The organism is Polaribacter butkevichii (genome assembly GCF_038024105.1).
GTDB classification, from domain to species: domain Bacteria; phylum Bacteroidota; class Bacteroidia; order Flavobacteriales; family Flavobacteriaceae; genus Polaribacter; species Polaribacter butkevichii.
In genome coordinates this window covers 2104938-2130051 of sequence record NZ_CP150661.1, presented here as the reverse complement: position 1 = coordinate 2130051, position 25114 = coordinate 2104938, and the positions used below count along the sequence as shown (strand labels likewise).

Below are 25114 nucleotides of genomic sequence, written 5' to 3'. Positions count from 1 at the left end.
AAATTAAAACAACGATTGTTGTTTTACTGGGTTTTCGTGTGCCAATAACCACTTTTTACGCCAAATTCCGCCTGCATAACCTGTTAAAGAACCATCAGAACCAATAACTCTATGACACGGAATGATAATCCAAATTGGGTTTTTACCATTTGCAGAGGCAACTGCTCTTATGGCTTTTACATCTCCTAACGCTTTGCTTTGTTCTAAATAGGTTCTTGTTTTATTAAATGGAATATTTAATAATTCTTGCCATACTTTTTTCTGAAATTCTGTTCCTTGAGGATTCAACTTTAAGTTGAAATTAATTCTCTTACCTTCAAAATATTCTTCTAATTGTGTTACACAATCTTGCAAACATTTAGGAATATCAGAATTTGTCACTTCGAGTCTTTCGTCTTCGCTCAAGACAAACTCCGACAAGGCATCATCATCTAAAACCGAAACAGATTGAATTCCGTTTTCATCACCCACAATTTTTGCGGTTCCTATTGGAGTTTTGTAATATGTGGTTTTTAGGTTCAAATTAATTATAATTTGTATAAGCAGATTTAGTTTGCCTATCTCTGCTTTTGAAATATAAATTATTAAAAATAGGATACTTTTTAGAAATTTTTAATTTAATTGTTTTATTTTTTCTACAATCACTAATCTCTCCACAGCTAAGGCTGTCTTTGTGTAAACGAGTTCTAAAAGAGAATTTTTCATTTCTATATTTATAATTGATGTAGAAATCTGCATATTGATTGCCTTTGAAATATAAGATTTTTGAAATACTTCCTGTGATTGTGTTGCCAAACAATATTAATTCGTGAGGATTTAAGGACTTTTCAGTAATTAATATTCTTGACTCTTCAGGATGTAAAGAATCATATTCAACTGGGTAATATTTACCAATAATAGGTTTACTTAGTCTAACTCTTTTAGGATAGCCATCATATAAAGCATCACTAGTTTTAAATTTTTTAGAGTTTACATTATATTTATAAATTATATTTGATGTTCCAGCATTATTACCACCGTGTCTAATTTTGGTAATAAAACCAACAGTTGTTTTTTTGTTTTTATTAATACCTTCAATTTGGTCATTATTCTTTATTAAAGAAATGATAACTATAATAATTATGATTGGAGTTATAATATAGATGACAAATTTATCTCCAGAAAAATTATTTCTATTTTTAAAAAAATTAAACACCAAAAACATCTTTAGAATTCTGCGTTGTAATTGCGGCAATTTCATCAAAAGTAAGTCCGTAAATATCTACCAATTTATCAACAACATTCGTTAAATAAGCACTTTCATTTCTTTTACCTCTGTAAGGAGTTGGAGCTAAGTATGGAGCGTCTGTTTCTAAAACGATGTGTTTTAAATCAATTTCATTTAAAAATTTATCAATCTTACCATTTTTAAAAGTAGCAACACCACCAATTCCTAATTTCATGTTATAAGAAATAGCTTGTTTTGCTTGGTCTAAAGTTCCTGTAAAACAGTGAAAAATCCCTCTTAAATCATCACTTTTTTCAGATTCTAAAATTTCAAAAACTTCATCAAAAGCATCTCTACAATGAATGTTAATGGGCATTTTTCTTTCCTTTGCCCACTGAATTTGAGTTCTAAAAGCTTCTTGTTGTTCTTTAATAAAACTTTTATCCCAAAATAAGTCCATGCCAATTTCGCCTATGGCGTAAAATTTCTTTTTATCAAGCCATTCTTTAACGTGTGCCAACTCTTCTAAATAGTTTTCGCCTACAGAAGTAGGATGTAGTCCCATCATTAAAAAAACATCGTTAGGATACTCTTTTTCTAATTGTAACATAACATCTGTGTAGGTAGAATCTATAGCAGGAATAAAAAAACGACTAACACCAGCGTCTTTAGCGCGTTGCATCATAGCTGCTTTGTCTTCGTTATACTGACTAGAATATAAATGGGTATGTGTATCTGTAATCATTTTGTGTAAAAGTTTCTACTGCAAAACTACTAAATATTCTTAGTGAAAAGGGCTATTGTTTAGCGTTTTATAAAACGTACCTTTGCAGAAAAATATTAAGAATGACTTTTCAAGATTTAGGAATCTCTAATCAATTACAGTATGCTATTGATGATCTGGGTTATGTGAACCCAACACCAATACAAGAACAAGCATTTTCTGTTGTAAGATCGGGGAAAGATGTTGTGGGAATTGCGCAAACAGGTACAGGAAAAACTTTTGCGTACATGATGCCTATTTTGCAAGATTTAAAATATGCTACGCAAAAACACCCAAGAGTATTAATTTTAGTGCCAACGCGTGAGTTGGTTTTACAGGTGGTAGAACAGATAGGACAATTATCTAAATATATTAATACACGTGTTTTAGGGGTGTATGGTGGTGCAAACATCAACACACAAAAACAAGCTATTTTACAAGGACAAGATATTATTGTTGCAACTCCGGGGCGTTTGTATGATTTGGCGTTGAGTAATGCTTTAAAGTTAAAATCTATTCAGAAATTGGTGATTGATGAAGTTGATGTAATGTTAGATTTAGGTTTCCGTTTTCAGTTGATGAACATCTTTGACGTGATACCAGAGAGAAGACAGAATGTATTGTTTTCTGCAACGATGACAGAAGATGTAGATGCCTTAATTTACGATTTCTTTAAAAATCCAGAAAAAATATCTGTGGCTGTAAGTGGAACGCCGCTAGATAATATTGAGCAAGTTTCTTACAACATTCCTAACTTTTTTACCAAAGTTAATTTGTTACATCATCTTTTAGCAGATAAAGAAACCTATAATAAAGTATTAATTTTTGTTGGTTTTAAGAGAACTGCAGATTTGTTATTTAAACATTTACAAGAAGTGTTTAATGATGAAATGTGTGTGATTCACTCTAATAAAACTCAGAATTATAGAATTCGTTCTATAAAACAGTTTGATGAAGGTAAAAACAGAATTTTATTAGCTACCGATGTAATGGCTCGTGGTTTAGATTTTGATAATGTTTCTCATGTTATCAATTTTGATACACCAGAGTTTCCAGAAAACTATATGCACAGAATTGGTAGAACGGGTCGTGCAGAACGAGCAGGAAAAACCTTACTTTTTTCTACACCAAAAGAGCAAGAAACAAAAGCAAGTATAGAGGCTTTAATGGATTATGAGATTCCGGTTTTAGATTTACCAGAAGAAGTTGAAATTTCTAAGTTATTAACAGAAGATGAACGTCCGAAAGAAGATCAAGGGATTTCTAAAAACAGAACTTCTTTAGAGTATGTTCCTGGAGCTGCATTTCATGAAAAGAGTGAAAAAAACAGTAAAACAAATCAGGGTGGTTCTTATAGGCGAGAAATTGCTGCAAAATATAAGAAACCTAAAACTAGAGGAGATAAAAATTACAACAAACATAACAAGAAAAAGAAAAAGTAATGCAGGTTTTAACAGCACAAGAATTGCATAATTTAGCAATGAATATTGTTGGCGAGAAGCTTATAAAAATGGGGTATGAGTTTCAGGCTATTAATAGTCAGTTAAAAAGACATCCTCAGTTTGTGTTATTTAAAAAAGGAGCACCTACTATTTTTGTTTTGGTAAAAGCAACTAATAATATTCAGAATCCAAATGAGTATGATGCCATTTGGATGGAGACTTTTAAAAATCACGCCAAAAAACAGAACGCCAAAGTTTGGTTTGCTGGCGTAGGAATTGCCAATGCAGAAAGTGTTGAAAGTCCGGTTTTTAAAGACCAACCTTACTATGTGGCTTTTGAAGATTTTATTAAGGTGTTGGAGTAGGTTTGTTTAACCACAATGATATTGAACGTTTTAATGTTTTATATCAGAAGTTAAACGAAGTTAGTTGATTTTTTGTTTTCAATACTTAGTCTCGTTTTCTTTTTAAATAAAAGGGCAAACGTCTTTTTGGGGAACAACAAGAAAGTTTTCAATAAAAATAACCCAAAGTTTTATGAATACTTTTCGTTTATATACTCAAGTTTTCTTGTCGGTAGTCAAACTTACTTATCATTTTTTACTAGATTTGAGTTTCTAACCAACTAAACAAATTTTAAAATGAAAAAAGTATTATTTATTGTATTCATAGCCCTGTTTTATACTGGCTGTTCTGAAATAAATGAGGATGTGGAAACAACAGCCTCAAATGAGATAGGTTATTTAAGTTTTTCTAATAAAGAAGAAGCTGAAAAAAAATTAGATGAAATTTTAACTTTAAAAGAGTATTATAATAAGATAGCTACAGAAGCTTTTTTTGAAGATAAAAAGATTGAGAAAACTAATAATACCCCCCGAATTAACCCTCTAAAAATTGATTCTGTAGTAGTAAAAGAAAGTGTAATAAAGTATCATGAGGGGCTATTGAAAAACGTTTATTCAATGCGAAACAAAATAGGTTTTACAAGTATTCAAAGTATTTCGGATGAAATAAATAGCTTAGAACTTATTGACCCGGCAAAAGCAAGTGTCTTATTTAATAAGAATCAGCAATATTTAAAAAGGTCAGTATTTGGTGTTCATACTGTTTTTGAAGAGCCTGTTTCTGAGTTGATTAACTTACGTGGTGAGTTGAAGATTGACGAGGATTTTGTTGATTTAAAACAATTTATAGAAACAGATAATAAGTATCAAGATGCGTTTACACAATATAACCTTAAAAAAAGTAACGCAAGTCCTCCTAGAAGTATTAGTCGAATTTTGGGTTACAGGTATAATTATTTTTTAGCTTTTTATGATGCTGGCAGGGCAAGAAATCGCTCTAACTGGTGGTATAGATATGATTACTATTCTAGAATTTCTACTTGGGTTAGGGTTGGAAATAGATTTTACCGTTATTCTGTTTCCTCATATAGTTTAAATAGTTCTTCCAATTACACAGAATTTAGAAGACCTAGTAGGTCTTTATGGATTCGTCCAAATGTTCCTAGTAGTGGTAGTAATAATCATTACTTTATTGGTAGGAATTCTAGGAGTAGTGGATCTTTTAGAGTTCGTAGAGTTTCAATATCAGAAGGAACCTTTAATTTTCATATAAATGGATGGTCATATACATTTGTTGTTCCTACAAACAGTTATTATGCCTCCTTTTAATTTTCTAAATATAAATTTACTTACCACTAAGCACCTTATATAAGGTGCTTTTTTAGTTATTGTTTTTATTAGGTAATGATAAATTTCTATTTTCTAATCTAATTGACATCTTTTTGTAATGGCTTATAATTTGGCTTTGTTTTTGTAGTATTGTCATTTTCTAATGTAAATTATCAATTTCTTTTGGGTATCAATTCCGTAAGAGTATATTAAAGGTTCTAAGCCTATTTAGAGTGCTTTATTCAGTTGCTTTAATACTGTTTTCTAAAAGTGGGGTTAAAATTTTCTCGCTTCTTTAGTTACATAATTTTTTCTTGATTGAAAATGCAAGATTGACCACAGAAAAAGAAAAAATAAAATAGCTAAAAGCCAAATTGTATTCTTATTCGATTTTGTTGTGCCAATAATTGCCTAAAACCACAAATTAAAGTTTTAGATTAGAAGTTAGTTGATTTTTTTGAGAAAGTCAAGTCGCTAAAAACAAGAAACCATCTTAAAGTGGTATTAGAATAAGTTTATAATTTTAAATACAAACGAGGTATAAAATTGTTGAATAATTACAACTTTATACCTCGTTCTTGTTTAAGTTGTAAGTACAAACTTATGGATTTGTAGACCATAAAGAAGCACCTTTTAGCATGGCTCTTCTTGGTAATTTTAATCCTGTAACAATTAATTCTGCAAAATCATCTGGCTGTAAAACACTGTCTTCAGAATCTTTGTTTGCAATACCTAGTTCTATAGACATGTCTGATGCAATAGTGCTAGGTGTTAGTGTACATACTCTAATGTTGTTTTTACGGACTTCTTTCATTAAAGATTCCGACATGCCAATTACGGCAAATTTAGAGGCAGAATATGCAGATGTGGTTGCATTTCCGTTTAATCCTGCAGTAGATGCAATATTAAAAATATCACCTTCATTTTTAGCTATTAAATAAGGTAATACTTCTTTTGTTACATGATACATCCCCATAACATTGGTTTGTATAATTTGGGTCCATTTGCTAACTTCCATATCGTTAAGCGTACCAAAAGCAGCAATTCCTGCATTGTTTACTAAAATATCTACCGTACCAAAAGTTGCTATAATACTTTTAATTCCTTTTTTTACTTCTTCATAATTGCTAACATCAAAAACTGAGTAAGTAGCATTTACCCCAAGGTCTTTTAATTCTGCAACCGTTTCTTTTAAAACCGTTTCTGTTCTACCTGTAATTGCTACATCAATTCCTTCTTTAGCAAATGCCAGTGCAGTTGCTTTTCCAAGACCTCTTCCTCCACCAGTTATAATTGCTTTTTTGTTTTTTAATTTGTCCATTTTGTATATGATAATTAATTTTTTTAAATCAAAAAAACCACCTGAAATTCAGATGGTTTTTAATTGTTATTTCAGCATAAAATTATTCTTTATCTTGCTCTAACAAATCAAAAAATTGATTTAATTTAGGCATGATAATAATTTTTGTTCTTCTGTTTTTTGCTTTGTTAACACTAGAGTCATTTGGCACTAATGGTACATATTGACTTCTACCTGCAGCAATTAATCTTGCTGGTTTAACGCCAAATTTATACTGTAAAACTCTTGTTATAGAAGTAGCTCTTAACACAGATAAATCCCAGTTGTCCTGAATTAAATTTCTTTTGATAGGAGTTGTATCTGTATGTCCTTCAATCATCACTTCCATTTCTGGTTGATCTTTAATTACTTTTGCAATTTTATCTAAAACAGAGTATGCATTTTCGTTTACATTATAACTACCGCTTTTAAATAATAATTTATCAGAAATAGAGATAAACACAACCGTTTTTTCAACATTTACTTCAATGTCTTTATCTTGAATTCCGTCTGTTAAGTTTTTAGTTAAGTGATACTTAATAGCAAGATTTATTGAATCTTTTTGGCTCATTGCTTTTCTAACACCATTAATGTATTTGTCTTTTTCACTTAATTGAGAAATAACATTTTTAATGTTATCAGAAGACGATTGAGTTAAAACTGTTAAGTTTTCAACTTGTTTTAAGGCACCTTTTTTATCCTCTTTTAATGTTTTTACCTGTTCTGTTAAGGTAAACACTTTGGTAGATTCTTTTTCGTTTTCAATTAGACACTTTTGTAAACTAGCTTTTGTATCTACTAATTCTGTTTTTGTTTCATTATGTTCTGCTTGTAAAGAAGCAAATTCTTTTTTAGAAACACAAGAACTAACCGTAATAGCTGTTAATAATAAGATTGATATTTTTTTCATTTATAAAAGATTAAATTAAGTTAACAAATTTAACGAATTGTAGCTACAAAAAAGTACTATTATTGATATTTTATGAAAACTTTATGTTCTACTTTTGTAGAAACATTCTATAATTTATGATACTTAAAAATAAAATTATTTTTATCACATTTCTATTGGTTGTTCTTTCTTGTTCTAAGAAAAATGCACCAAAAGATTTTACTTTAAAAGGATATGTTTTTGGAACATCCTATAATATAATCATTTTAGACGCACCTAAGAACTATCAAAAATCTATTGATAGCTTGTTTTTTTTAATGAACAAGTCTTTGTCTACCTATATACCTAATTCAAATATTTCTAAAATTAATAAAGGAGATTCTACCGTAGTTGTAGACGATTTATTTTTAGAAGTTTTTAAAAAATCGAAAAGAATTTATAAAGAAACCGATGGATATTTCGATCCAACGGTTGGTAACCTTGTAAATGCTTGGGGATTTGGTCCTAAAAGAGAAAAAATAAATTTAACGGAAGCGCAGGTAAAACAAGAAATGCAATATGTTGGTTTAGATAAAGTATCAATTGTTGATGGTAAAGTAAAGAAACAAGATGTTAAAATTTATTTAGATTTTAATTCTATTGCTAAAGGATTTGGAATTGATGTGGTTGCTCGTTTTTTAGATCGTAAAAACATAGCGAATTATTTAATAGAAATTGGTGGTGAAATTAGAGCAAAAGGTGTAAAAAAAGAAAATCATCCTTGGGTTATTAAATTGGTAGATCCTATAAAAAAAGATAGTATAAAGGGGTTTAGAAATATCAATTTATCTAATAAATCTATGGCTACTTCGGGTAATTATAGAAAATTTAGAGTTACAAAAGATGGGCAAAAATATGTGCACACAGTAAATCCTAAAACGGGGTATGCAATAGAAAGTAATTTGTTAAGTGCTTCTGTAATAGCTAATTTAGATTGTGCAGATACAGATGCATATGCTACAGCTTTTATGGCAATGGGATTAAATAATGCAAAAGTGTTTTTAGAGAATCATAAAAATATAGATGCTATTTTATTATTTATTGATAAAAATGGAAAATTAAAAGAATATAAAACAAATGCCTATAAGTAGTGAGTTTTGAATGCTGTCTTTTTATTATATTGCATTTTATAACTTAGACCATTTAGTATTATTATGAGAAAATTATTTCTAACACTTTTATGTTTATTTACTTTTACACTAATTAATGCACAGTCAAATCAAGACATAGCTAATGTGTATATAAAGAGGGCAAAAGAAGCTATAGAAACAAGTATTAACTACAAAGAGGCTTTGGTGCAGTTTAACAAATCCTTAAAATTTATGGATACCATAACAGATAGAAATGTGGCTTCTTTAGCATCTTTAATCTATTATGAAAATTATTTGTATCAAAGTACGGATAAAGAACGTTTGGTTTTTTTAAAAAAAGCTGAATCTTACAGTAGGCAATACTTTTTACTTACCAATAACAAAACTTCAGAAGAGTATGCAAGTAACTTAGAAAACCTTATTTTAATTAAAGAAACCATTGAAGAGATAGAAATTAAGGTAAAAAAAGAAGAAGAGGAGCGTATTAGAAAGGAAAAAGAACATAAAAAAATAGATTCACTAAAAACTATTTGGAAGCATAAATCGGAAACTTTATCATTAAAAATTGATAGTATTTATGCCTTTAACGCCAATAATATTGCACTATATACAAAAGCAGGTAATTTTGGAGTTATAGATGATAGAGGTAGAATTCTATTAGAGGCTACAACTTACCAAGACGGCTTAAATGCTGAAGGTTTTATTTTGTTAAAAAATACAAAAGAAGAACCAACTAAAATTTATTGTTTTAATACGAATGATAAAAATGGCTTTCTTTTACCAGATGTTTCAGCGTTTAATGCTACTGCTACGCATTATGGTAAATTAATGTTACCAAGAGGAAATGGAAGGTTGGTTACCTACCCAAATAATTCTAGTGAGCCAATGGTGTATGATTTAAATGTAAAAAAAATAGTTAAGGTTTCTGATAATGTAGAGTTGTTTAAATCCTTAAAAAAGGATGATATCATAGATAAATACAATAAAGATGGTGAGGTAAAAGTACATAAAGAATGGTATCTATTTGGAGGTGATTTAGGTGGTAAGATATATCCATTATATACAGAAAATATGTATGATGTACATTCTTTTTTATGTGCTGCTAGTGGTAAGTTATTAAGTGCAGAATCGGGTTATAAATATATTGGTGCTTTTTATGAAGATAAGAGCCAGGTAATAAAAAAAGACAAAGTTATTTGGATAGATCAAGAAGGAGCAAAAGTAAGTGCTGCAAAGGATGCCTATAAAAATTATAAAGGAGACTCTAAAGTGGTTAAATTAGAGGCTGGGATATATCAAATTTTAAGAAATGATGTAATTGTTTTGGGTGATGAAGAATTAGAGAAAATGGGAGAGTTTTTAAGAAAACATAAAGGCAATTAATTCTTATAACATACCGGAAGAATTTCATGTTGCATTAAACAAAATCGTTCTAGTTTTTCTGGAGCGATTTTTTTTGTGTAATCAATTTCATCAACGCTAAAACCTATAGAACGTAATTTATCAAAATAATCCCTACCGTAAACTCTAACGTGATCATATTGTCCAAATATTTTGGCACGTTCTTTTTTATCTGTTATAGAATTGTCTTCAAATGTTTTTTCTCTTGATAAGTCTTGCGGAATTTGAAAAATACCAAATCCGCCTTTTTTCATTACTCTAAACAGCTCTTGCATTGCTTTTGTGTCGTCTGTAATGTGTTCTAATACGTGGTTACAGAAAATAACATCAAAAGAGTTGTCATCAAAAGGCAAGTCGCAAATATCTGCTTTAACATCTGCAATTGGTGACTCTAAATCTGATGTTGTGTATGCTAAGTTTTTTTGTTTTCTAAAAATGTCTAAAAAACACTGCTCAGGTGCAATATGTAAAGTCTTTAGTTTTTCTTTGGATGTAAAAAAAGAAGTTTCATCTCTTAAAAATAACCACATTAAACGATGTCTTTCTAAAGATAGGGTAGAAGGAGAAAGTGCATTTTCTCGCTGTTTGCCATATCCGTATGGTAAAAATTTACGAAAACTTTTACCATCTATTGGATCTGTAAATTTATCGCCTTTTAAAGAAAAAGCAATGATTGGCCTTACTAGGTAACTAGCTTTTATTAACCAAGGTCTTGGGATGGTGTTAAGAATGGATTTAAAAATAGACACGAATTACACGGATTACACAAAATGAGAATTATAAAATTACTCTTTTATAGGTTAAACTATCTTCACCAAAATTAACTAATAAGCCAAGTTTTATTTTTGATGCAGCTAAATAATTTAGGGTTTGTTTTATATGGCTGTTTGTTAAACATTCAATAGCTTTAATTTCAAGTATTATTTTATTATCAATAACAAAATCAGCAAAATAATAATGAGACATTTTTTCTCCTTTATATAATATTTGAAATTTCACTTCCCTTTGATATAAAATATCTCGTCTTTTAAATTCAATTTCTAAAGCATCACCATAAATAATTTCACTAAAACCTTTCCCCAATTCTTTATGAACTTCCATACAAGAACCAATAATATTATATGATTCTTGTTTATGTAGTAGTTCTGATTTCAATTATTATTGGTGAAATTAAAGTCTATTTTTTAGTGACAATTAGTGAAATTAGTGTCTTTTTTACTGTCTGAATTCATCCTCCTCATCAGTAACAATACCTAAAGCGTCATGTACGTATTTAAAGGTTGATAACAATTCAGGTTTGCCATTAACAATGGCAACATCGTGTTCAAAATGAGCAGAAGGTTTGTTATCTAAAGTAGTAATGGTCCAACCATCAGCATGTTGTCTAATTTTTTGAGTCCCCATATTTGTCATTGGTTCTATGGCAACAACCATTCCTTCAACAAATTTCTTTCCTCTTCCTCTTTTTCCGTAGTTTGGCATTTCTGGATCTTCATGCATTTCTCTTCCTAAACCATGACCAACCAATTCTCTTACAACTCCGTAACCATGATCTTCAGTAAATTTCTGAATTGCATATCCTACATCACCAACTCTATTACCTGCTTTAAATTCGCGAATACCAACATATAAACTAGCTCTTGTTACCTCTAAAAGTTTTTTAGTTTCTTCGGCAATTTCTCCAACGGCAAATGTGTAGGCATGGTCTCCATGAAAACCATTTTTATAAGCTCCACAATCTATAGAAATAATATCACCTTCTACTAGTGGCGTTTTATTTGGTATACCGTGTACAACTTGAGAATTAGGGCTCATACAAAGTGAGTTTGGAAAATCATATAATCCCAAAAAACCTGGTACAGCACCTTCAGATCTAATAAAGTCTTCGGCAAGTTTGTCTAAATACAAAGTGGAAACCCCAGGTTTTACTTCTTTAGCAAGCATACCTAATGTTCTAGAAACTATTAAAGCACTTTCGCGCATAAGTTCTATTTCTTCTCTTGTTTTTATCTTAATCATGTTAAAAAAATTGAAAAGCAAAGTTACTATATTTTAGGCGAAAATAGGAGTGTTTATCTATTTGAAAAAAGAGAAAAACCCTTTCTTCTTTTTTTTAGGTGGTTCGTAATTAAAGATAGATTTATAGATGGCTGTCCATCCTAAAAAACCGCCAACATTTCTATCATCTATAAATAAGTCGGCATGAATTTTACGACTGTGTTTTTCATCAAAAACTTCTTCTGGAAAATTCTTATTTACGGCATAGAATTCAAGATTGTTTTCTTTACAAAAAGCAACAGCTTCATCGAGTCTTTTTCCATGTCTGTAAGTCCAAAGAATTAATCGATGGCCTTGAGATTGTAGTTTTTTTAACGTATGAAAGGCAAAGATTAACTCTTTGCCTATTTTTGGGTATGCATCTTCTACAATGGTGCCGTCAAAATCTACGGCTATAATTAAAGGGTTTTCTGGCAGCATTAATGGTCGTAAGAATGTTTATATAGATCACCTGAAACAATTTTTAGCATGTCTTTTTCTAAAGATTCACGAGCATACTCAACATATCTACCAATTTCTTTTCCTTTTTTATAAAAGATAAAAGTTGGTACTCTTTTTATATTGAAACCTTCTTGTAAATTATCTGGTGTTTTTTTACTTCTGTTTACGGTAATTAGTTCAAAATTATTTAAATCAAAATCTGCTTGTTCTAAGATTTTAAAAAAACGCGGAGTTTCTCTTTTGCTGTCTCCACACCAAGTACCCATAAAACCTTTAATTGTAACTCCTTTTAATTCTTTTTTAAGAGAAGCAATAGTTTGGGCATCTGGAGTATAAGTATCAAACTTTTGATCAAACCAAGTTTTGTAAGGAGTTTGTTGAAAAGAGGCTTTATTTGTCAATCCAATTAAATCTCCTCTTTGGTTTTTTACTGCAGTTGCTTTTTGTGCTTCAGTTGCTTTTTGTTGTACGTTGCAAGATGCAAGTACAACAAAGCAAGCTAATAAAAAGAGTTTTTTCATTCTAAAAAGGTTAATTTATAATAATGAATGTTGTGTCATTTCTTTAGGTTGTTCTAATCCCATTAAATCTAAGATTGTTGGTGCGATATCACCTAAAACACCACTGTTTACCGATTTTATTTCTTTATCAATTAAAATAAAAGGAACAGGGTTTGTTGTGTGAGCAGTATGAGGAGAACCATCAGGATTCATCATTGTTTCACAGTTACCATGATCTGCAATTAATAAAATAGAGTAGCCGTTATCTAAACCAGTTTCTATTACTTCTTTGGCACAAATATCTACAGCTTCACAAGCTTTTATAGCAGCTTCCATAATACCTGTATGACCAACCATATCTCCGTTTGCAAAATTTAAACAAACAAAATCAGCTTCACCTTTCTTTAAATCTTCACATAAGGCATCTTTTAATTCGTACGCAGACATTTCTGGTTTTAAATCATAAGTTGCTACTTTTGGTGAGTTTCTTAAGATTCTAGATTCCCCTTCAAAAGGTTCTTCTTGCCCTCCAGAAAAGAAAAATGTTACGTGAGGATATTTTTCTGTTTCTGCAATTCTAATTTGCTTTTTACCTGCTTTAGATAAAACTTCACCTAAAGTATTTTTAATATTATCTGTGTTATAAATAACGTTTATTCCTTTAAAACTTTCATCATATAGCGTGATGGTTGTGTAATAAAGATCTAATTTTTTCATTCCATGGTCAGGAAAATCATTCTGAGATAAAGCATTTGTTAACTCTCTTCCTCTATCTGTTCTGTAGTTAAAGAATAATACTACATCACCTTCTTTAATTTGTGATTTAGGAGAACCATCTTCATTAGTTACAATGATAGATTTATGAAATTCATCTGTAATTCCGTCTTCATAATTTTTGTTCATCACTGCAATAGCATCTGTAGTTTTAGTACCAACACCATTTACAAGACCATCATAGGCTTCTTTTACACGTTCCCATCTATTATCTCTATCCATAGCGTAATAACGTCCGGTTACAGAAGCTAATTCTCCTGTACTTTCTTTCATGTATTCTTGAATGTCGTTAATAAAATAAGTTCCAGATTTTGGGTCACAATCTCTACCATCTGTAAAGGCGTGTAAGTACACATTGCCTATTTCATTTTCTTTAGCAACATCTAACAATCCTTTTAGGTGATCTATGTGTGCATGTATTCCTCCATTAGAAAGTAATCCTAATAAATGAACATCCTTTTTATTGTCTTTGGCATATTTAAAAGTATCTAGTAATACTTTTTCTTTACCTAAGGTTTTTTCTCTTACCGCTTTGTTAATACGAGCTAAGTTTTGATAAACAATTCTACCAGCACCTAAATTCATGTGACCAACTTCAGAATTTCCCATTTGTCCTTCTGGCAAACCAACATGTTCTCCATCTGTCCTTAATTGAGCATTTGGGTACTTCTCATATAAACCGTTAATAAAAGGTGTTTTTGCATTGTAAATAGCAGATACTTTAGGGGCTTGTGTAATTCCCCAACCATCCAAAATCATAAGGATAACTTTCTTGTTCATTGTCTTAAAATTGAACAGTAAAATTAAGAAATATTTTATCGTTTTTATTGATTTTATCAATTTTTTACGAAACCGATAACGTAAATAAACTTTATAAATTTAGAATAAATAGTAGGTGAGTAGAATTTAACGGTTATTGAGTTTTTCTTGGTAAATGCTATTTGTTAAATACTTGTTAATTGCCATTGGTTGTTGAAACATAACAAAGCGTTAATAGTCTTTTAAGTATAATAACCGAATTAATTATAAACCCAAAACTTATTTATTATGAAAAAATTAATCTTACCATTATTATTTTGTCTTTTTGCTTTCGGATCTGTAAAAGCAACAACCTCAGAGAGTTTAAATTATAAAGAAGCAGTAATAATTAAATCTAATTATAATGTTAGTGCTTTTTTTAAGTTAATACAAATGGGGAATTATGAAGCTGTAAAAGCTTTAATAGAAACTGGAGAAAATGTAAACAAAAAATCGAACGGTTTAACTCCCTTAATGTTTGCTGCAAGGTATAATAAGGCCAAAATTGCCAAACTTTTAATAGAAAATGGAGCAAAATTAAAGACAAAATCAGACAGAGGAAACATGACAGCATTAGATATGGCAAAAAGATCGAATGCAATAGATGCTATAAAAGTTATTAAAGAAGCTCTATAATATTGATATTTGAATTAATTAATATGTAGCGTTAAACAGACTGTCTTTAAGGGAGTCTGTTTTTTTTGTTCATTATGATAAATGCTTGTTAAAATGAGTTTTAACACCTTTAAAATATGTAATCAATATTTTAAAGCGTATTATTGTAAGAATAATTCAATTTATTTTCAATGAACGCTCATTTTGAACTAAACGAAGTTACTAAGAAACTACCCAAACATTTACATAAGTTTGTGGTACAACAACCTTATGATGAATATACAGCCCAAAACCAAGCGGTTTGGCGTTATGTAATGAGAATGAATGTAGCTTATTTGAGTAAAGTGGCACACAAATCTTACATAACTGGGTTAGAAAAAACGGGTATTTCTTTAGAAAATATTCCTTTTATGGAAGGAATGAATAGAATTTTAAAAGAAATAGGTTGGGCAGCTGTTTCAGTTGATGGTTTTATTCCGCCAAATGCTTTTATGGAATTTCAAGCATATAATGTTTTGGTTATTGCTTCTGATATGAGAACTATTAATCACATAGAATACACGCCTGCTCCAGATATTATTCATGAAGCAGCAGGTCATGCACCCATTATTTCAAATCCAGAATATGCAGAATATTTAAGAAGATTTGGAGAAATAGGTAGCAAGGCAATTTCATCTTCTAAAGATTATGAAATGTATGAGGCAATTCGGCTTTTATCAATCTTAAAAGAAGATCCAAATTCATCAGAAATAGAAATTAAAGCAGCACAAGAAAAAGTAGAGTACCTTCAAGATAATATGGGCGAATTGTCTGAAATGGCTCAAATTAGAAATCTGCATTGGTGGACTGTAGAATATGGTTTGATTGGTAGTTTAGAAACCCCTAAGATATACGGAGCAGGTTTGCTTTCATCAATAGGAGAAAGTGCTTGGTGTATGCAAGACAAAGTAAAAAAAGTAGCCTATTCTATTGATGCTGCTACGGTAAATTTTGATATTACAAAACCACAACCGCAATTATTTGTAACGCCAGATTTTGCTTATTTAAGTTTGGTTTTAGATGAGTTTGCAAATACAATGGCTATTCGAACTGGTGGTTTAAAAAGTATTCAAAAATTAATAGATTCAGATAATTTAGGAACGATAGAACTAACCACGGGTATTCAGATTTCTGGTGTTTTTTCTAAAGTTATTCAGTATAAAAATAATAAAGTAGCATATTTTCAAACAACAGGGCCAACGGCTTTAGCAAATAGAGATAAAGAATTAATAGGACACGGAATTACAAGTCATGCCAATGGTTTTGGCAGTCCTGTTGGTAAATTAAAAGGAATTAATTTGCCAATTGAAGATATGAGCCCTAGAGATTTAAAGGCTTACGGAATTTACGAGGGCGAATTTATGACCTTAGAATTTGAGAGTGGAGTTGTTGTAAAAGGAAAAGCAATTACAGGTACTAGAGATTTAAGAGGTAAGATTTTAATTATTTCTTTAGAAGATTGCACGGTAACTTATCAAAATGAAATATTGTTTCAACCAGAATGGGGTATTTATGATATGGCTATTGGTAAAGAAGTGGTTTCTGCTTATGCAGGTCCTGCAGATGTAGATTCTTTTTTAACTTTAGGTAAGGTTTCAGAAACGAAAACGCATAAAATTACGTACTCAGAAAAAGAGCAGCAATTGTATGGTTTGTATGAAGAGGTTAGAAAGATGAGAGCGGGTAATCTATCAACAAATAAAAAAATAACAGAAATATTTAATCAGTTAAAAACTCAATTTCCATTAGATTGGTTATTGCCGTTAGAATTATATGAATTAGCTTTGCAGCATCAATTTTCTATCCAATCGGCTATTTTAGAATGGTTAGAAGCGTTAAAATGTAACAAAAGCTACACAAAGTTAATTGAAAATGGACTAATTTTGTGTCGAGTTTAATATTTAAAATAAAATAACATGGGTCTATTTGACATGTTTAAAAGAAAAGATATGAGTGCAGAAATTAAAGAATATTTAGAAAAAGGAGCGGTAGTTTTAGATGTTAGAACACAAGAAGAATGGAATGAAGGGCATACAGAAGGTGCAGAACATATTGTTTTAACAGTAATTCCTTTAGAGATTGAAAAAATTAAATCTTGGAATAAACCAGTAATTGCCGTTTGTAGAAGTGGAGCAAGAAGCGGACAAGCAACTCAGTTTTTAGCTAAAAACGGTGTTGATGTTATTAATGGTGGTCCTTGGCAAAATGTAGACCAACATATTTCTAAATAGAGGTAAAGGTTTAAACAATCAATTTATTTAGATTGTTTCTTTTAATATGATAAAATAGAATTATAACAATTGTTGTAGTTCTATTTTTTTATGAATAATAGTGATGTTTTTTATTTCGAAAACCTTTTTTTCGGTGTCTTTGTAATCTATTGTAGATTATAATTGAATGTGTTACTTTTCTTATAACAGCAAATACACCACCAAGCATAGCGCCAACAAATGCACCCATTGTTAGTGGATCAAAATTATGACCTGTAATAAAGTATTTTATATAGAAGGTGATAATTCCTATAAGTATAGCTACAAGAAATACTTGAAGTTTAGATTTAGAAATGTAAGCGTAAATACCAGTAAAGATTCCTGTAATTATTGACGTTGCAGTAATTTTTGTTAAAATGAGTTCTATTAAATTAACTTCATCGGTTACAAAAATAGAAGTAACAAAAATACCTATTAAAAGACCTGAGGTAATACCAATTAATACTTTTTTAATCATCTTGTTGAGGGAATTGTAGTAGGTGAAAATACGATTTTATTTTGATATTTCTTTATTTTTTTGCTATTTTTTTAAAAAAATAAAAAAACAAAGCTTAATAATTGGTAATGTGTTTTAAAAAACGATATGATAAAATTGATCTTTTATTTTTGATTTTTTAAACTCTAAATTTTTTAAAAACTGCTGATGTTGCTCAGAATTCTCATTAAAAGGTCTGTGAGACATCCCTTTTTGAATTGTTTCAATTTCTTTCATCATCGATTTTGAGTCTTCAGAAAACCAAGTATCCGTAAATTTTTCCCAAATATAATTGACGGCTGTTTTATTTGGATGTACCATGTCTTCGTTATAAAAACGATAATCTCTTAACTCATCCATCATAATTTCATAGGACGGGAAATAGAAGGTGAAGCCTTCAGTAAGTATACTGTGTATTGCGGTAATTAAATACGCTTTACTTATTGTGTTTTCTACAAATCCATCTTTTAAGTGTCTTACAGGAGAAACCGTAAAAAGTACTTTTATATTTTTATTAATGGATTTTAAAAGATCAATTATGTTTTTTAAGCTTTGAGAAATTTCAGCTACAGTTAGTATTTCTTTTAAGAATTTTTTTTGCGGAATTTTATGACAATTAGCTACAATTGTATCTGTTTCTATAAATCGATATACCCAAGATGTACCCAAAGTTATAACAACATGGGTTGCTTCTTTTAATTGTTGGTTGGTTGATGAAACTGCTGTGTTTAGATTGTCTAAGAGTACTTTTTTATCAGGAGAACTTAAATTAGAATGCGCATCAAAAGAATGCCAACGTTCATTTTGAAAGATGATATCTTTTGTTGTGTATACTTTTTCATTAATTGCATTTGTAATCAGATTTTCTATTGCCTTTGGATGAAATAAAATACCAAATGGATTTTGATTGGTTTGAAACTTAAAATAATTTAGTTTATCACCAATATTTTCAGAAAAACAAGAACCTAGCAAAAGAAGCTTAGAGTTGTAATCTATTGGGTTTCTTATTTCTTTTTTTAAGGGAATTATTGTCTGAAGCTGCATTTTATAAAAGTAAAATAAAAAAGGTTCAAAATAAAATTTTGAACCTTTTTTGATGAGTTTTCTAATCGCTTTTTAAATCAAATAATCCTTAGCTTTATCTAAAGCTTTAGGGATTCCTCCAGGGTTTTTCCCTCCAGCGGTTGCAAAGAAATTTTGTCCACCACCACCACCGTGTATTAGTTTTCCTAATTCTCTAACAACTTTTCCTGCATCGTAACCACGTTCATTTGCTAATTCTTTAGAAATATAACAAGTTAACATTGCTTTGTCTTTTGCTGCAGAAGAAGCAAAAAATAAGAAAGCATTTTGATGCTCTTTACCTAAAGAAAATGCTAGATTTTTAATTCCGTTTTGATCTAAATCTACCTTTGTAGCTAAAAACTGAACCCCGTTAATTTCTTGTATTTGATTTTTTAATTCGCCAGATAAATTTTTAGCCTTATCTTTTAATAGTTGTTCAATTTGTCTCTGTAGAGAAGCATTTTCATCTTGTATTTTTTGAACAGCTTTTACAGGTTCTTTTGTGTTGTTTAATAACTCTTTAATTTCTAATAGAGCTTTGTTACTTTCAAAATAAAAATCTTTAACAGCTTCATTTGTTATCGCTTCAATTCTTCTAATACCAGAAGCAACAGCACCTTCAGATTTAATTTTAAAGTGCCAAATGTCACTAGTGTTTTTTACATGCGTTCCTCCACAAAGTTCTATAGATTTTCCAAATTTTATAGCTCTTACTGTGTCTCCATATTTTTCACCAAACAAAGCCATTGCACCATCTTCAATCGCTTGTTCCATGGTAATGTTTCTGCTTTCTTCTAACGGAAGTTTGCCTGCAATTCTTCTGTTTACAAAATTTTCTACTTCATGTAATTCTTCTACGGTTAATTTAGAAAAATGAGAAAAATCAAAACGTAAAGATTTAGAATGTACAGCAGATCCTTTTTGCTCTACATGAGTTCCTAAAACCTCTCTTAAAGCTTGGTGTAATAAGTGCGTTGCTGTATGGTTACATTCTGTTCTATAACGTTGTTTTTTATCTACAACAGCCTTAAAAGTTTCGTTAATATTTTTTGGTAAATTCTTTGTAAAGTGAATAATAACACTATTCTCTTTCTTGGTGTCTAAAATATAAATTACATCTCCATGTATATCTTCTAAGTAGCCTTTATCACCTACTTGTCCTCCGCCTTCTGGGTAAAAAGGAGTTAGGTTAAATACCAATTGATACATTTCACCATCTTTTTTAGAAGTTACTTTTCTGTACCTTGTAATTTTTACGTTTGCTTCTAAAGCATCGTATCCAATAAATTCTTCTACCGAATCATCCACTAAAACAGTCCAGTCATCCGTAGACATTTCACTAGCGGCCCTAGATCTGCTTTTTTGTTTTTGAAGTTCTGCTTCAAATCCTTTTTCGTCTAATTTTAGCCCTTTTTCAGAAAGAATTAAAGAAGTTAAATCGATAGGAAAACCATAAGTATCGTATAATTCAAAAGCTTTATCACCAGATATTTCTTTGCTAGAAGAGTTTTCTATAATTCTATCTAATAAAAGTAATCCTTGGTCTAATGTTCTTAAAAAAGAAGTTTCTTCTTCCTTTATTACATTTTCTATTAATTGTTTTTGTGCTTTTAATTCAGGGAAAGCAACACCCATTTTTTTACTTAAAACATCTACCAATCTATAAATAAAAGGTTCTTTTTTATTTAAGAATGTAAAGCCGTAACGTACAGCACGTCTTAAAATTCTTCTAATTACATAACCAGCACCTGTATTGCTAGGTAATTGGCCATCAGCAATAGAAAAAGCAACAGCTCTAACGTGGTCTGAAATTACTCGAATGGCAATATCTTGTTTTAAATCTTCGCCATATTTTACATTGGTAATGGTTTCAATTTCTCTAATAATTGGAGTAAAAACATCGGTGTCATAATTAGATTTTACGCCTTGCATAACCATACATAAACGCTCAAAGCCCATACCAGTATCAATATGTTTATTTGGTAAATCTTCTAAAGTACCATTGGCTTTTCGGTTGTATTGCATAAAAACTAAGTTCCATATTTCTACAACCTGTGGGTGGTCTTCGTTAATTAATGTTCTACCATCAACTTTTGCCTTTTCTTCTGCAGAACGAATATCAACATGAATTTCAGAACATGGTCCGCAAGGTCCTTGCTCTCCCATTTCCCAGAAATTATCCTTTTTATTACCTTTTAAAATGCGGTCTTCGGCAATAAATTGTTTCCATATATCAAATGCTTCTGTGTCCATTTTTAAATTATCTGCATCATCAGAACCTTCAAAAACGGTTACGTATAAAATATCTTTGTCTATTTTGTAAACCTCGGTTAAAAGTTCCCAAGCCCAAGCAATAGCTTCTTTTTTAAAATAATCACCAAAAGACCAGTTACCTAACATTTCAAATAAAGTATGATGATACGTATCGTACCCCACCTCTTCTAAATCGTTATGTTTACCAGAAACGCGCAAGCATTTTTGCGAATCTGAAATTCGGTTCTTCTTTGGTACTCCATTTCCTAAGAAGTATTCTTTAAAAGGCGCCATTCCAGAATTTACAAACATTAAAGTTGGGTCGTCCTTAGTTACCATTGGTGCAGAAGGCACAATTAAATGAGATTTTTCCTTAAAGAAGTTTAAAAAAGTAGCACGGATATCTTGTGATTTCATATAAAAAGAAGTTTCCAACAAGTTGGATTATGTTAAATTATTTTAAAAAAAACTGCGAATAAAAAGCAGTTGTAAAACATTTTGTAAATTCGTAACTTAATAAAAACGAGTTTTAAATATAAAACTCTCGTTACAGAACAAAAATAGTATATTTAGCATTATGGCAAAAGTAAAATATTATTACGATGCAGACACACTTTCTTACAGGAAAATTGCTGTAAATAAGGGTGATTACTACAAGAAATCTATTTTTGGGGTATTAGCTGTCGTTTTAACAGCTTTCTTTGGTTTTATTATTTTAAGTCAGTTTATAATGTCGCCAAGAGAGCGTTCTCAAAAAAGAGAATTAGAAAATTTAAAGTTGCATTACGAGTTGCTTTCTAAACGAATGGAAGAGAGCTCTTCTATTTTGGCACAACTACAAGAAAGAGATAATAATATTTATAGAACCTATTTTGAAGCAAATCCTATTTCTGATGAACAAAGAAAAGCGGGTTTTGGTGGAGTTAATAGATACAAGTATTTAGATGGTTTTGATAATTCTACCATGATAACTAAGTTAACAAAAGATATCGATGTACTTTCTAAACAATTGGTGGTGCAATCTAAATCTTTAGATGAGATAGTAGGTTTGGCTAAAGAAAAAGAAAAAATGTTAGCTTCAATACCTGCAATTTTACCTGTTAAATTACAAGATTTAACAAGAATGGCTTCTGGGTATAAATGGAGAATGCATCCAATCTTAAAAATTAGAAAATTCCATAAAGGAATGGATTTTACGGCACCAGTAGGAACGCCAATTTTTGCTTCTGGTAATGGTGATGTAATTAGATCAGAAAGAAGTGCAACTTTTGGTAATGTGGTTTATATAGATCATGGTTATGGGTATAAAACTATTTATGCACACATGAGTAAAATAAAAGCAAGAAAAGGTGATAAGGTAAAACGAGGAGATTTAATAGGATACGTTGGTAACACAGGGCGTTCTGTATCTGCACATTTACATTATGAGGTTCATAAGAATGATAGAGCTGTAAACCCTATTAACTTTTATTACGGAGACTTAACGCCAGAAGAGTTTGCTGCAATGCAAAAAGCTGCGGAAGAAGAAGGGCAATCTTACGACTAAAAATTGTGTAATTGTTACATCGTTTAAATGTTTAAAATGAAGACATAACTTAACAATTACACTTATATACAGTTAAACAATTACAAAATAAAAAATGCACATAGACTTACCAGAAAAAAGGTATTATAAAATAGGTGAAGTTGCTAAGGCGTTTAACGTAAATACTTCTTTAATTCGTTTTTGGGAAAAAGAGTTTGATATTATCAAACCTAAAAAAAATGCCAAAGGAAATCGATTGTTTACACAAGAAGATATTAAAAATTTTAAATTGATATTTAGCTTGGTTAAAGAACGCGGTTTTACTTTAGAAGGTGCAAAACAAAAACTAAAGCAAAATCCAGAATCTACCATCCATAATCAAGATATTATTAATAGATTAGAAAGTGTAAAGGCAGAATTGATTAAAATTAAAAATCAATTGTAACATTTCTTTTATTTGCGTGTCTAATAAATTGATAGGTGCCGATATCCTTTACATTGTCAAGAATATTCGGTAATTTTGTGAAACAAAAAATCAATCAAAAATTAAAAAATAGAAATTATGAAAAAATGGTTAATTCCGGTAATAGTAATATTGGTAATTGTTTTCGGACTTTACAATTGGGGTAAAAATTTTAATAACGAAGCTGTTGTTTTACAGGAAGATGCAAAAACAACGTGGTCTAATGTAGAAAGTGCTTACCAACGTAGAAACGATTTAATTGGTAACCTAGTAAAAACAGTACAAGGAGCGGCAGATTTTGAAAAAGAAACATTAACAGATGTTATTAATGCAAGAGCAAAAGCAACTTCTGTAAATATAAATGCAGGCGATTTAACACCAGAAAAAATGGCACAATTTCAACAAGCGCAAGCGGGTATGAGTGGAGCACTTTCTAAATTATTAGTTTCTGTAGAACGTTATCCAGAATTAAAAGCAAACGCAAACTTCTTAGAGTTACAAAGTCAATTAGAAGGAACTGAAAATAGAATTAACGTTGCTAGAGATCGTTTTAATGAAGGTGTAAATAACTATAACAAACACATCAAAGTATTTCCAAACTCTGTTTTAGCAGGTATGTTTAATTTTGATGAAATGGATCGTTATAAAGCAAATCCAGGATCAGAAAATGCACCTGATGTAAACTTTGATTTTAACAAGAAAAAATAAGAAAAATGTCTAAGGTAGAAGCATTTCTTTCTCCAGAAGAAGAACAAGAAATTATTTCTGCGATTAGAGTTGCAGAGAAAAATACTTCTGGCGAAATTAGAGTACATATTGAAGCTTCCACAGAGATGGAGCACGATAAACGAGCGTTAGAAGTATTTCATCTGTTAAAAATGAACAATACCAAAGATGATAATGCAGTGTTAATTTATGTTGCCGTAAAAGATAAAAAATTTGTTATTTATGGAGATAAAGGAATTAATAAAGTAGTTCCTACAGATTTTTGGAATACCACAAAAGATGTGATGCAAAATCATTTTAAAAAGGGGGATTTTAAACAAGGAATTGTAGATGGAATCTTAAAAGCCGGAGAAGAATTACAAACCCATTTTCCTTGGCAAATTGATGATGAAAATGAACTTTCTAATGAGATTTCTAAAGGATGAATTTAAAAAAAGTTTTCAGTTTTCGATTTTCAGTTTCTACTAAAAAGGCATTTACTTTACTTGTTTTTTTATGCACATTAAATCTTTTTTCTCAAGGATTTAAAATTCCAGAAACGCCTAAATTTCAAACAAGTGTTTATGATTATGTTGGGTTGCTTACTCCGAATCAAAAAACGAGTTTAGAAAGTAAATTAGTACGTTATTCAGACACTACGTCTACTCAAATGGTAATTGCTATCATTGCATCCACCGAAGGTGAAAATATTAGTTATTTAGCCGCAAATTGGGGTGAGAAATGGGGGATAGGAGATGCAGCAAAAGACAATGGTGTTTTAATATTGTTGGCTCAGAATGATAAAAAAATTGCCATTCAAGCAGGTAGAGGTACAGAACATTTATTAACCGATTTTCAATCGAAAAGAATTATAGATAGAGTTATAATCCCGGAGTTTAAAAAGGGAGATTTTTATAGTGGTTTAGATAAAGGGGCTGATTATATTTTTAAAACTTTAAACGGAGAGTTTAAAGGAACTCGCCAAAAAGAAGCGGATGGGTTTGATCCTGGAATTATCATTTTTATCATAATCATTATTATCTTTTTTATTTTAATTTCTAGAGGAAATAAAAATAACGGAAGTGGTGGTAGAGGTTTTAGAAGAGGTTCTATTGCAGATACTATTTTCGATGCCATTATTTTAAGTAATGCAGGTAGAGGTGGCGGAAGCTTTGGCGGCGGCGGTTTTGGAGGTTCTTCTGGAGGAGGAAGTTTCGGCGGCGGTGGCTTTGGTGGCGGATTCGGTGGCGGTAGTTTTGGTGGAGGTGGCGCTTCTGGAGGCTGGTAAT

27 protein-coding genes are annotated in these 25114 nt (G+C 30.5%); 13 read left to right on the top strand and 14 right to left on the bottom strand.

All coding sequences use genetic code 11. The features are described from left to right. Positions 1–3: 3 nt before the first annotated feature. Genes WG951_RS09010 through WG951_RS09000 form a run of 3 tightly spaced genes read right to left on the bottom strand, consistent with a single transcriptional unit; the run spans position 4 to position 1952 of the window. Positions 4–522 carry a methylated-DNA--[protein]-cysteine S-methyltransferase gene (locus tag WG951_RS09010; protein WP_105050117.1) on the bottom strand — a complete coding sequence of 173 codons (519 nt, stop codon included), beginning with the start codon at positions 520–522 and terminating at the stop codon, positions 4–6. Position 523: 1 nt separating this feature from the next. Then, positions 524–1195, bottom strand: a complete 672-nt coding sequence (locus WG951_RS09005; RefSeq protein ID WP_146105300.1) for a hypothetical protein — start codon at positions 1193–1195, stop codon at positions 524–526. Continuing rightward, positions 1188–1952 carry a TatD family hydrolase gene (locus WG951_RS09000; protein WP_105050119.1) on the bottom strand — a complete coding sequence of 255 codons (765 nt, stop codon included), beginning with the start codon at positions 1950–1952 and terminating at the stop codon, positions 1188–1190. Before WG951_RS09000 ends, WG951_RS09005 begins: the two co-directional genes overlap by 8 nt. 101 nt (positions 1953–2053) lie before the next feature. Between WG951_RS09000 and WG951_RS08995 the strand changes: the two genes are divergently transcribed. The 3 genes from WG951_RS08995 to WG951_RS08985 all read left to right on the top strand — a co-directional run bounded on the left by WG951_RS08995 (position 2054) and on the right by WG951_RS08985 (position 5085). Beyond that, the gene (locus WG951_RS08995) at positions 2054–3412 is read left to right on the top strand and encodes a DEAD/DEAH box helicase (protein WP_105050120.1); all 1359 of its coding nucleotides are present in this window, start codon (positions 2054–2056) and stop codon (positions 3410–3412) included. Then, entirely contained in the window at positions 3412–3777 is a 366-nt protein-coding gene (locus WG951_RS08990) for a Na(+)-translocating NADH-quinone reductase subunit F (RefSeq protein WP_105050121.1), read from the top strand. Before WG951_RS08995 ends, WG951_RS08990 begins: the two co-directional genes overlap by 1 nt. 276 nt (positions 3778–4053) lie before the next feature. Then, positions 4054–5085, top strand: coding sequence for a hypothetical protein (locus tag WG951_RS08985; protein ID WP_105050122.1), 1032 nt, complete (start codon positions 4054–4056; stop codon positions 5083–5085). A gap of 601 nt (positions 5086–5686) precedes the next feature. Here the strand turns inward: WG951_RS08985 and WG951_RS08980 are convergent. After that, positions 5687–6406 carry a 3-ketoacyl-ACP reductase gene (locus WG951_RS08980; protein WP_105050123.1) on the bottom strand — a complete coding sequence of 240 codons (720 nt, stop codon included), beginning with the start codon at positions 6404–6406 and terminating at the stop codon, positions 5687–5689. Between the two features lie 82 nt (positions 6407–6488). Continuing rightward, positions 6489–7334 carry an OmpA/MotB family protein gene (locus WG951_RS08975; protein ID WP_105050124.1) on the bottom strand — a complete coding sequence of 282 codons (846 nt, stop codon included), beginning with the start codon at positions 7332–7334 and terminating at the stop codon, positions 6489–6491. Between the two features lie 116 nt (positions 7335–7450). On the opposite strand from WG951_RS08975, the gene WG951_RS08970 reads away from it, so the two are divergent. Beyond that, the gene (locus WG951_RS08970) at positions 7451–8443 is read left to right on the top strand and encodes an FAD:protein FMN transferase (RefSeq protein ID WP_105050125.1); all 993 of its coding nucleotides are present in this window, start codon (positions 7451–7453) and stop codon (positions 8441–8443) included. A gap of 63 nt (positions 8444–8506) precedes the next feature. Then, complete coding sequence (locus WG951_RS08965; RefSeq protein ID WP_105050126.1) at positions 8507–9826, top strand: hypothetical protein; 1320 nt, start codon at positions 8507–8509, stop codon at positions 9824–9826. Here the strand turns inward: WG951_RS08965 and WG951_RS08960 are convergent. From WG951_RS08960 to gpmI, 6 genes are read right to left on the bottom strand one after another with little or no spacing between them, the layout of a single operon-like run. Then, entirely contained in the window at positions 9823–10593 is a 771-nt protein-coding gene (locus WG951_RS08960; protein ID WP_105050127.1) for a class I SAM-dependent methyltransferase, read from the bottom strand. The two genes, WG951_RS08965 and WG951_RS08960, sit on opposite strands and share 4 nt — an antisense overlap. 28 nt (positions 10594–10621) lie before the next feature. Next, complete coding sequence (locus tag WG951_RS08955) at positions 10622–10999, bottom strand: GxxExxY protein (protein WP_245893544.1); 378 nt, start codon at positions 10997–10999, stop codon at positions 10622–10624. 60 nt (positions 11000–11059) lie between these two features. Next, on the bottom strand, positions 11060–11863 hold the full coding sequence (map, locus tag WG951_RS08950; protein WP_105050129.1) for a type I methionyl aminopeptidase: 804 nt from the start codon (positions 11861–11863) through the stop codon (positions 11060–11062). Positions 11864–11920: 57 nt separating this feature from the next. Next, positions 11921–12322, bottom strand: coding sequence for a BT0820 family HAD-type phosphatase (locus WG951_RS08945; RefSeq protein ID WP_105050130.1), 402 nt, complete (start codon positions 12320–12322; stop codon positions 11921–11923). Continuing rightward, positions 12322–12864: a thioredoxin family protein gene (locus WG951_RS08940; RefSeq protein ID WP_105050131.1), complete on the bottom strand. Its 543-nt coding sequence runs from the start codon at positions 12862–12864 to the stop codon at positions 12322–12324. Before WG951_RS08940 ends, WG951_RS08945 begins: the two co-directional genes overlap by 1 nt. Positions 12865–12879: 15 nt before the next feature. Continuing rightward, positions 12880–14397: a 2,3-bisphosphoglycerate-independent phosphoglycerate mutase gene (gene gpmI / locus WG951_RS08935; protein WP_105050132.1), complete on the bottom strand. Its 1518-nt coding sequence runs from the start codon at positions 14395–14397 to the stop codon at positions 12880–12882. A 267-nt stretch (positions 14398–14664) separates the two neighbouring features. On the opposite strand from gpmI, the gene WG951_RS08930 reads away from it, so the two are divergent. The 3 genes from WG951_RS08930 (at position 14665) to WG951_RS08920 (ending at position 17300) form a co-directional block, all read left to right on the top strand. Continuing rightward, positions 14665–15051 (top strand): ankyrin repeat domain-containing protein, encoded by a 387-nt coding sequence (locus WG951_RS08930; protein ID WP_105050133.1) that lies wholly within the window; start codon positions 14665–14667, stop codon positions 15049–15051. Positions 15052–15221: 170 nt separating this feature from the next. Beyond that, positions 15222–16967, top strand: coding sequence for an aromatic amino acid hydroxylase (locus WG951_RS08925; RefSeq protein WP_105050134.1), 1746 nt, complete (start codon positions 15222–15224; stop codon positions 16965–16967). Between the two features lie 51 nt (positions 16968–17018). After that, complete coding sequence (locus tag WG951_RS08920) at positions 17019–17300, top strand: rhodanese-like domain-containing protein (RefSeq protein ID WP_105050629.1); 282 nt, start codon at positions 17019–17021, stop codon at positions 17298–17300. Between the two features lie 88 nt (positions 17301–17388). On the opposite strand, the gene WG951_RS08915 is transcribed toward WG951_RS08920, so the two are convergent. The 3 genes from WG951_RS08915 to alaS form a co-directional block, all read right to left on the bottom strand. After that, on the bottom strand, positions 17389–17796 hold the full coding sequence (locus WG951_RS08915; RefSeq protein WP_105050135.1) for a hypothetical protein: 408 nt from the start codon (positions 17794–17796) through the stop codon (positions 17389–17391). Positions 17797–17910: 114 nt separating this feature from the next. Then, positions 17911–18858: a GSCFA domain-containing protein gene (locus WG951_RS08910; protein ID WP_105050136.1), complete on the bottom strand. Its 948-nt coding sequence runs from the start codon at positions 18856–18858 to the stop codon at positions 17911–17913. 72 nt (positions 18859–18930) lie between these two features. Then, entirely contained in the window at positions 18931–21549 is a 2619-nt protein-coding gene (gene alaS, locus WG951_RS08905; protein ID WP_105050137.1) for an alanine--tRNA ligase, read from the bottom strand. Positions 21550–21709: 160 nt separating this feature from the next. Here alaS and WG951_RS08900 point away from each other — a divergent pair, with 160 nt between their 5' ends. The 5 genes from WG951_RS08900 to WG951_RS08880 all read left to right on the top strand — a co-directional run bounded on the left by WG951_RS08900 (position 21710) and on the right by WG951_RS08880 (position 25113). Next, complete coding sequence (locus WG951_RS08900) at positions 21710–22678, top strand: M23 family metallopeptidase (RefSeq protein WP_105050138.1); 969 nt, start codon at positions 21710–21712, stop codon at positions 22676–22678. A gap of 94 nt (positions 22679–22772) precedes the next feature. Beyond that, positions 22773–23102: a MerR family transcriptional regulator gene (locus WG951_RS08895; RefSeq protein WP_105050139.1), complete on the top strand. Its 330-nt coding sequence runs from the start codon at positions 22773–22775 to the stop codon at positions 23100–23102. A gap of 117 nt (positions 23103–23219) precedes the next feature. After that, positions 23220–23828: a LemA family protein gene (locus WG951_RS08890; RefSeq protein WP_105050140.1), complete on the top strand. Its 609-nt coding sequence runs from the start codon at positions 23220–23222 to the stop codon at positions 23826–23828. A 5-nt stretch (positions 23829–23833) separates the two neighbouring features. Continuing rightward, positions 23834–24271, top strand: coding sequence for a TPM domain-containing protein (locus WG951_RS08885; protein WP_105050141.1), 438 nt, complete (start codon positions 23834–23836; stop codon positions 24269–24271). Further along, entirely contained in the window at positions 24268–25113 is an 846-nt protein-coding gene (locus WG951_RS08880; RefSeq protein ID WP_105050142.1) for a TPM domain-containing protein, read from the top strand. Before WG951_RS08885 ends, WG951_RS08880 begins: the two co-directional genes overlap by 4 nt. The last annotated feature ends 1 nt before the right edge of the window (position 25114 follow it).

Excerpts from the sequence above, each read along its gene's own strand:
- WG951_RS08970 (WP_105050125.1), top strand. The coding sequence starts at position 7,451 with ATGATACTTAAAAATAAAATTATTTTTATCACATTTCTATTGGTTGTT.
- WG951_RS08995 (WP_105050120.1), top strand. The coding sequence starts at position 2,054 with ATGACTTTTCAAGATTTAGGAATCTCTAATCAATTACAGTATGCTATT.
- WG951_RS08915 (WP_105050135.1), bottom strand. The coding sequence starts at position 17,796 with ATGATTAAAAAAGTATTAATTGGTATTACCTCAGGTCTTTTAATAGGT.
- WG951_RS08880 (WP_105050142.1), top strand. The coding sequence starts at position 24,268 with ATGAATTTAAAAAAAGTTTTCAGTTTTCGATTTTCAGTTTCTACTAAA.
- WG951_RS08980 (WP_105050123.1), bottom strand. The coding sequence starts at position 6,406 with ATGGACAAATTAAAAAACAAAAAAGCAATTATAACTGGTGGAGGAAGA.
- WG951_RS08965 (WP_105050126.1), top strand. The coding sequence starts at position 8,507 with ATGAGAAAATTATTTCTAACACTTTTATGTTTATTTACTTTTACACTA.
- WG951_RS08910 (WP_105050136.1), bottom strand. The coding sequence starts at position 18,858 with ATGCAGCTTCAGACAATAATTCCCTTAAAAAAAGAAATAAGAAACCCA.
- WG951_RS08895 (WP_105050139.1), top strand. The coding sequence starts at position 22,773 with ATGCACATAGACTTACCAGAAAAAAGGTATTATAAAATAGGTGAAGTT.
- gpmI (WP_105050132.1), bottom strand. The coding sequence starts at position 14,397 with ATGAACAAGAAAGTTATCCTTATGATTTTGGATGGTTGGGGAATTACA.
- alaS (WP_105050137.1), bottom strand. The coding sequence starts at position 21,549 with ATGAAATCACAAGATATCCGTGCTACTTTTTTAAACTTCTTTAAGGAA.
- WG951_RS08930 (WP_105050133.1), top strand. The coding sequence starts at position 14,665 with ATGAAAAAATTAATCTTACCATTATTATTTTGTCTTTTTGCTTTCGGA.
- WG951_RS09000 (WP_105050119.1), bottom strand. The coding sequence starts at position 1,952 with ATGATTACAGATACACATACCCATTTATATTCTAGTCAGTATAACGAA.
- map (WP_105050129.1), bottom strand. The coding sequence starts at position 11,863 with ATGATTAAGATAAAAACAAGAGAAGAAATAGAACTTATGCGCGAAAGT.
- WG951_RS08990 (WP_105050121.1), top strand. The coding sequence starts at position 3,412 with ATGCAGGTTTTAACAGCACAAGAATTGCATAATTTAGCAATGAATATT.
- WG951_RS08900 (WP_105050138.1), top strand. The coding sequence starts at position 21,710 with ATGGCAAAAGTAAAATATTATTACGATGCAGACACACTTTCTTACAGG.
- WG951_RS08925 (WP_105050134.1), top strand. The coding sequence starts at position 15,222 with ATGAACGCTCATTTTGAACTAAACGAAGTTACTAAGAAACTACCCAAA.
- WG951_RS08975 (WP_105050124.1), bottom strand. The coding sequence starts at position 7,334 with ATGAAAAAAATATCAATCTTATTATTAACAGCTATTACGGTTAGTTCT.
- WG951_RS08920 (WP_105050629.1), top strand. The coding sequence starts at position 17,019 with ATGAGTGCAGAAATTAAAGAATATTTAGAAAAAGGAGCGGTAGTTTTA.
- WG951_RS08885 (WP_105050141.1), top strand. The coding sequence starts at position 23,834 with ATGTCTAAGGTAGAAGCATTTCTTTCTCCAGAAGAAGAACAAGAAATT.
- WG951_RS08945 (WP_105050130.1), bottom strand. The coding sequence starts at position 12,322 with ATGCTGCCAGAAAACCCTTTAATTATAGCCGTAGATTTTGACGGCACC.
- WG951_RS08985 (WP_105050122.1), top strand. The coding sequence starts at position 4,054 with ATGAAAAAAGTATTATTTATTGTATTCATAGCCCTGTTTTATACTGGC.
- WG951_RS08890 (WP_105050140.1), top strand. The coding sequence starts at position 23,220 with ATGAAAAAATGGTTAATTCCGGTAATAGTAATATTGGTAATTGTTTTC.
- WG951_RS08940 (WP_105050131.1), bottom strand. The coding sequence starts at position 12,864 with ATGAAAAAACTCTTTTTATTAGCTTGCTTTGTTGTACTTGCATCTTGC.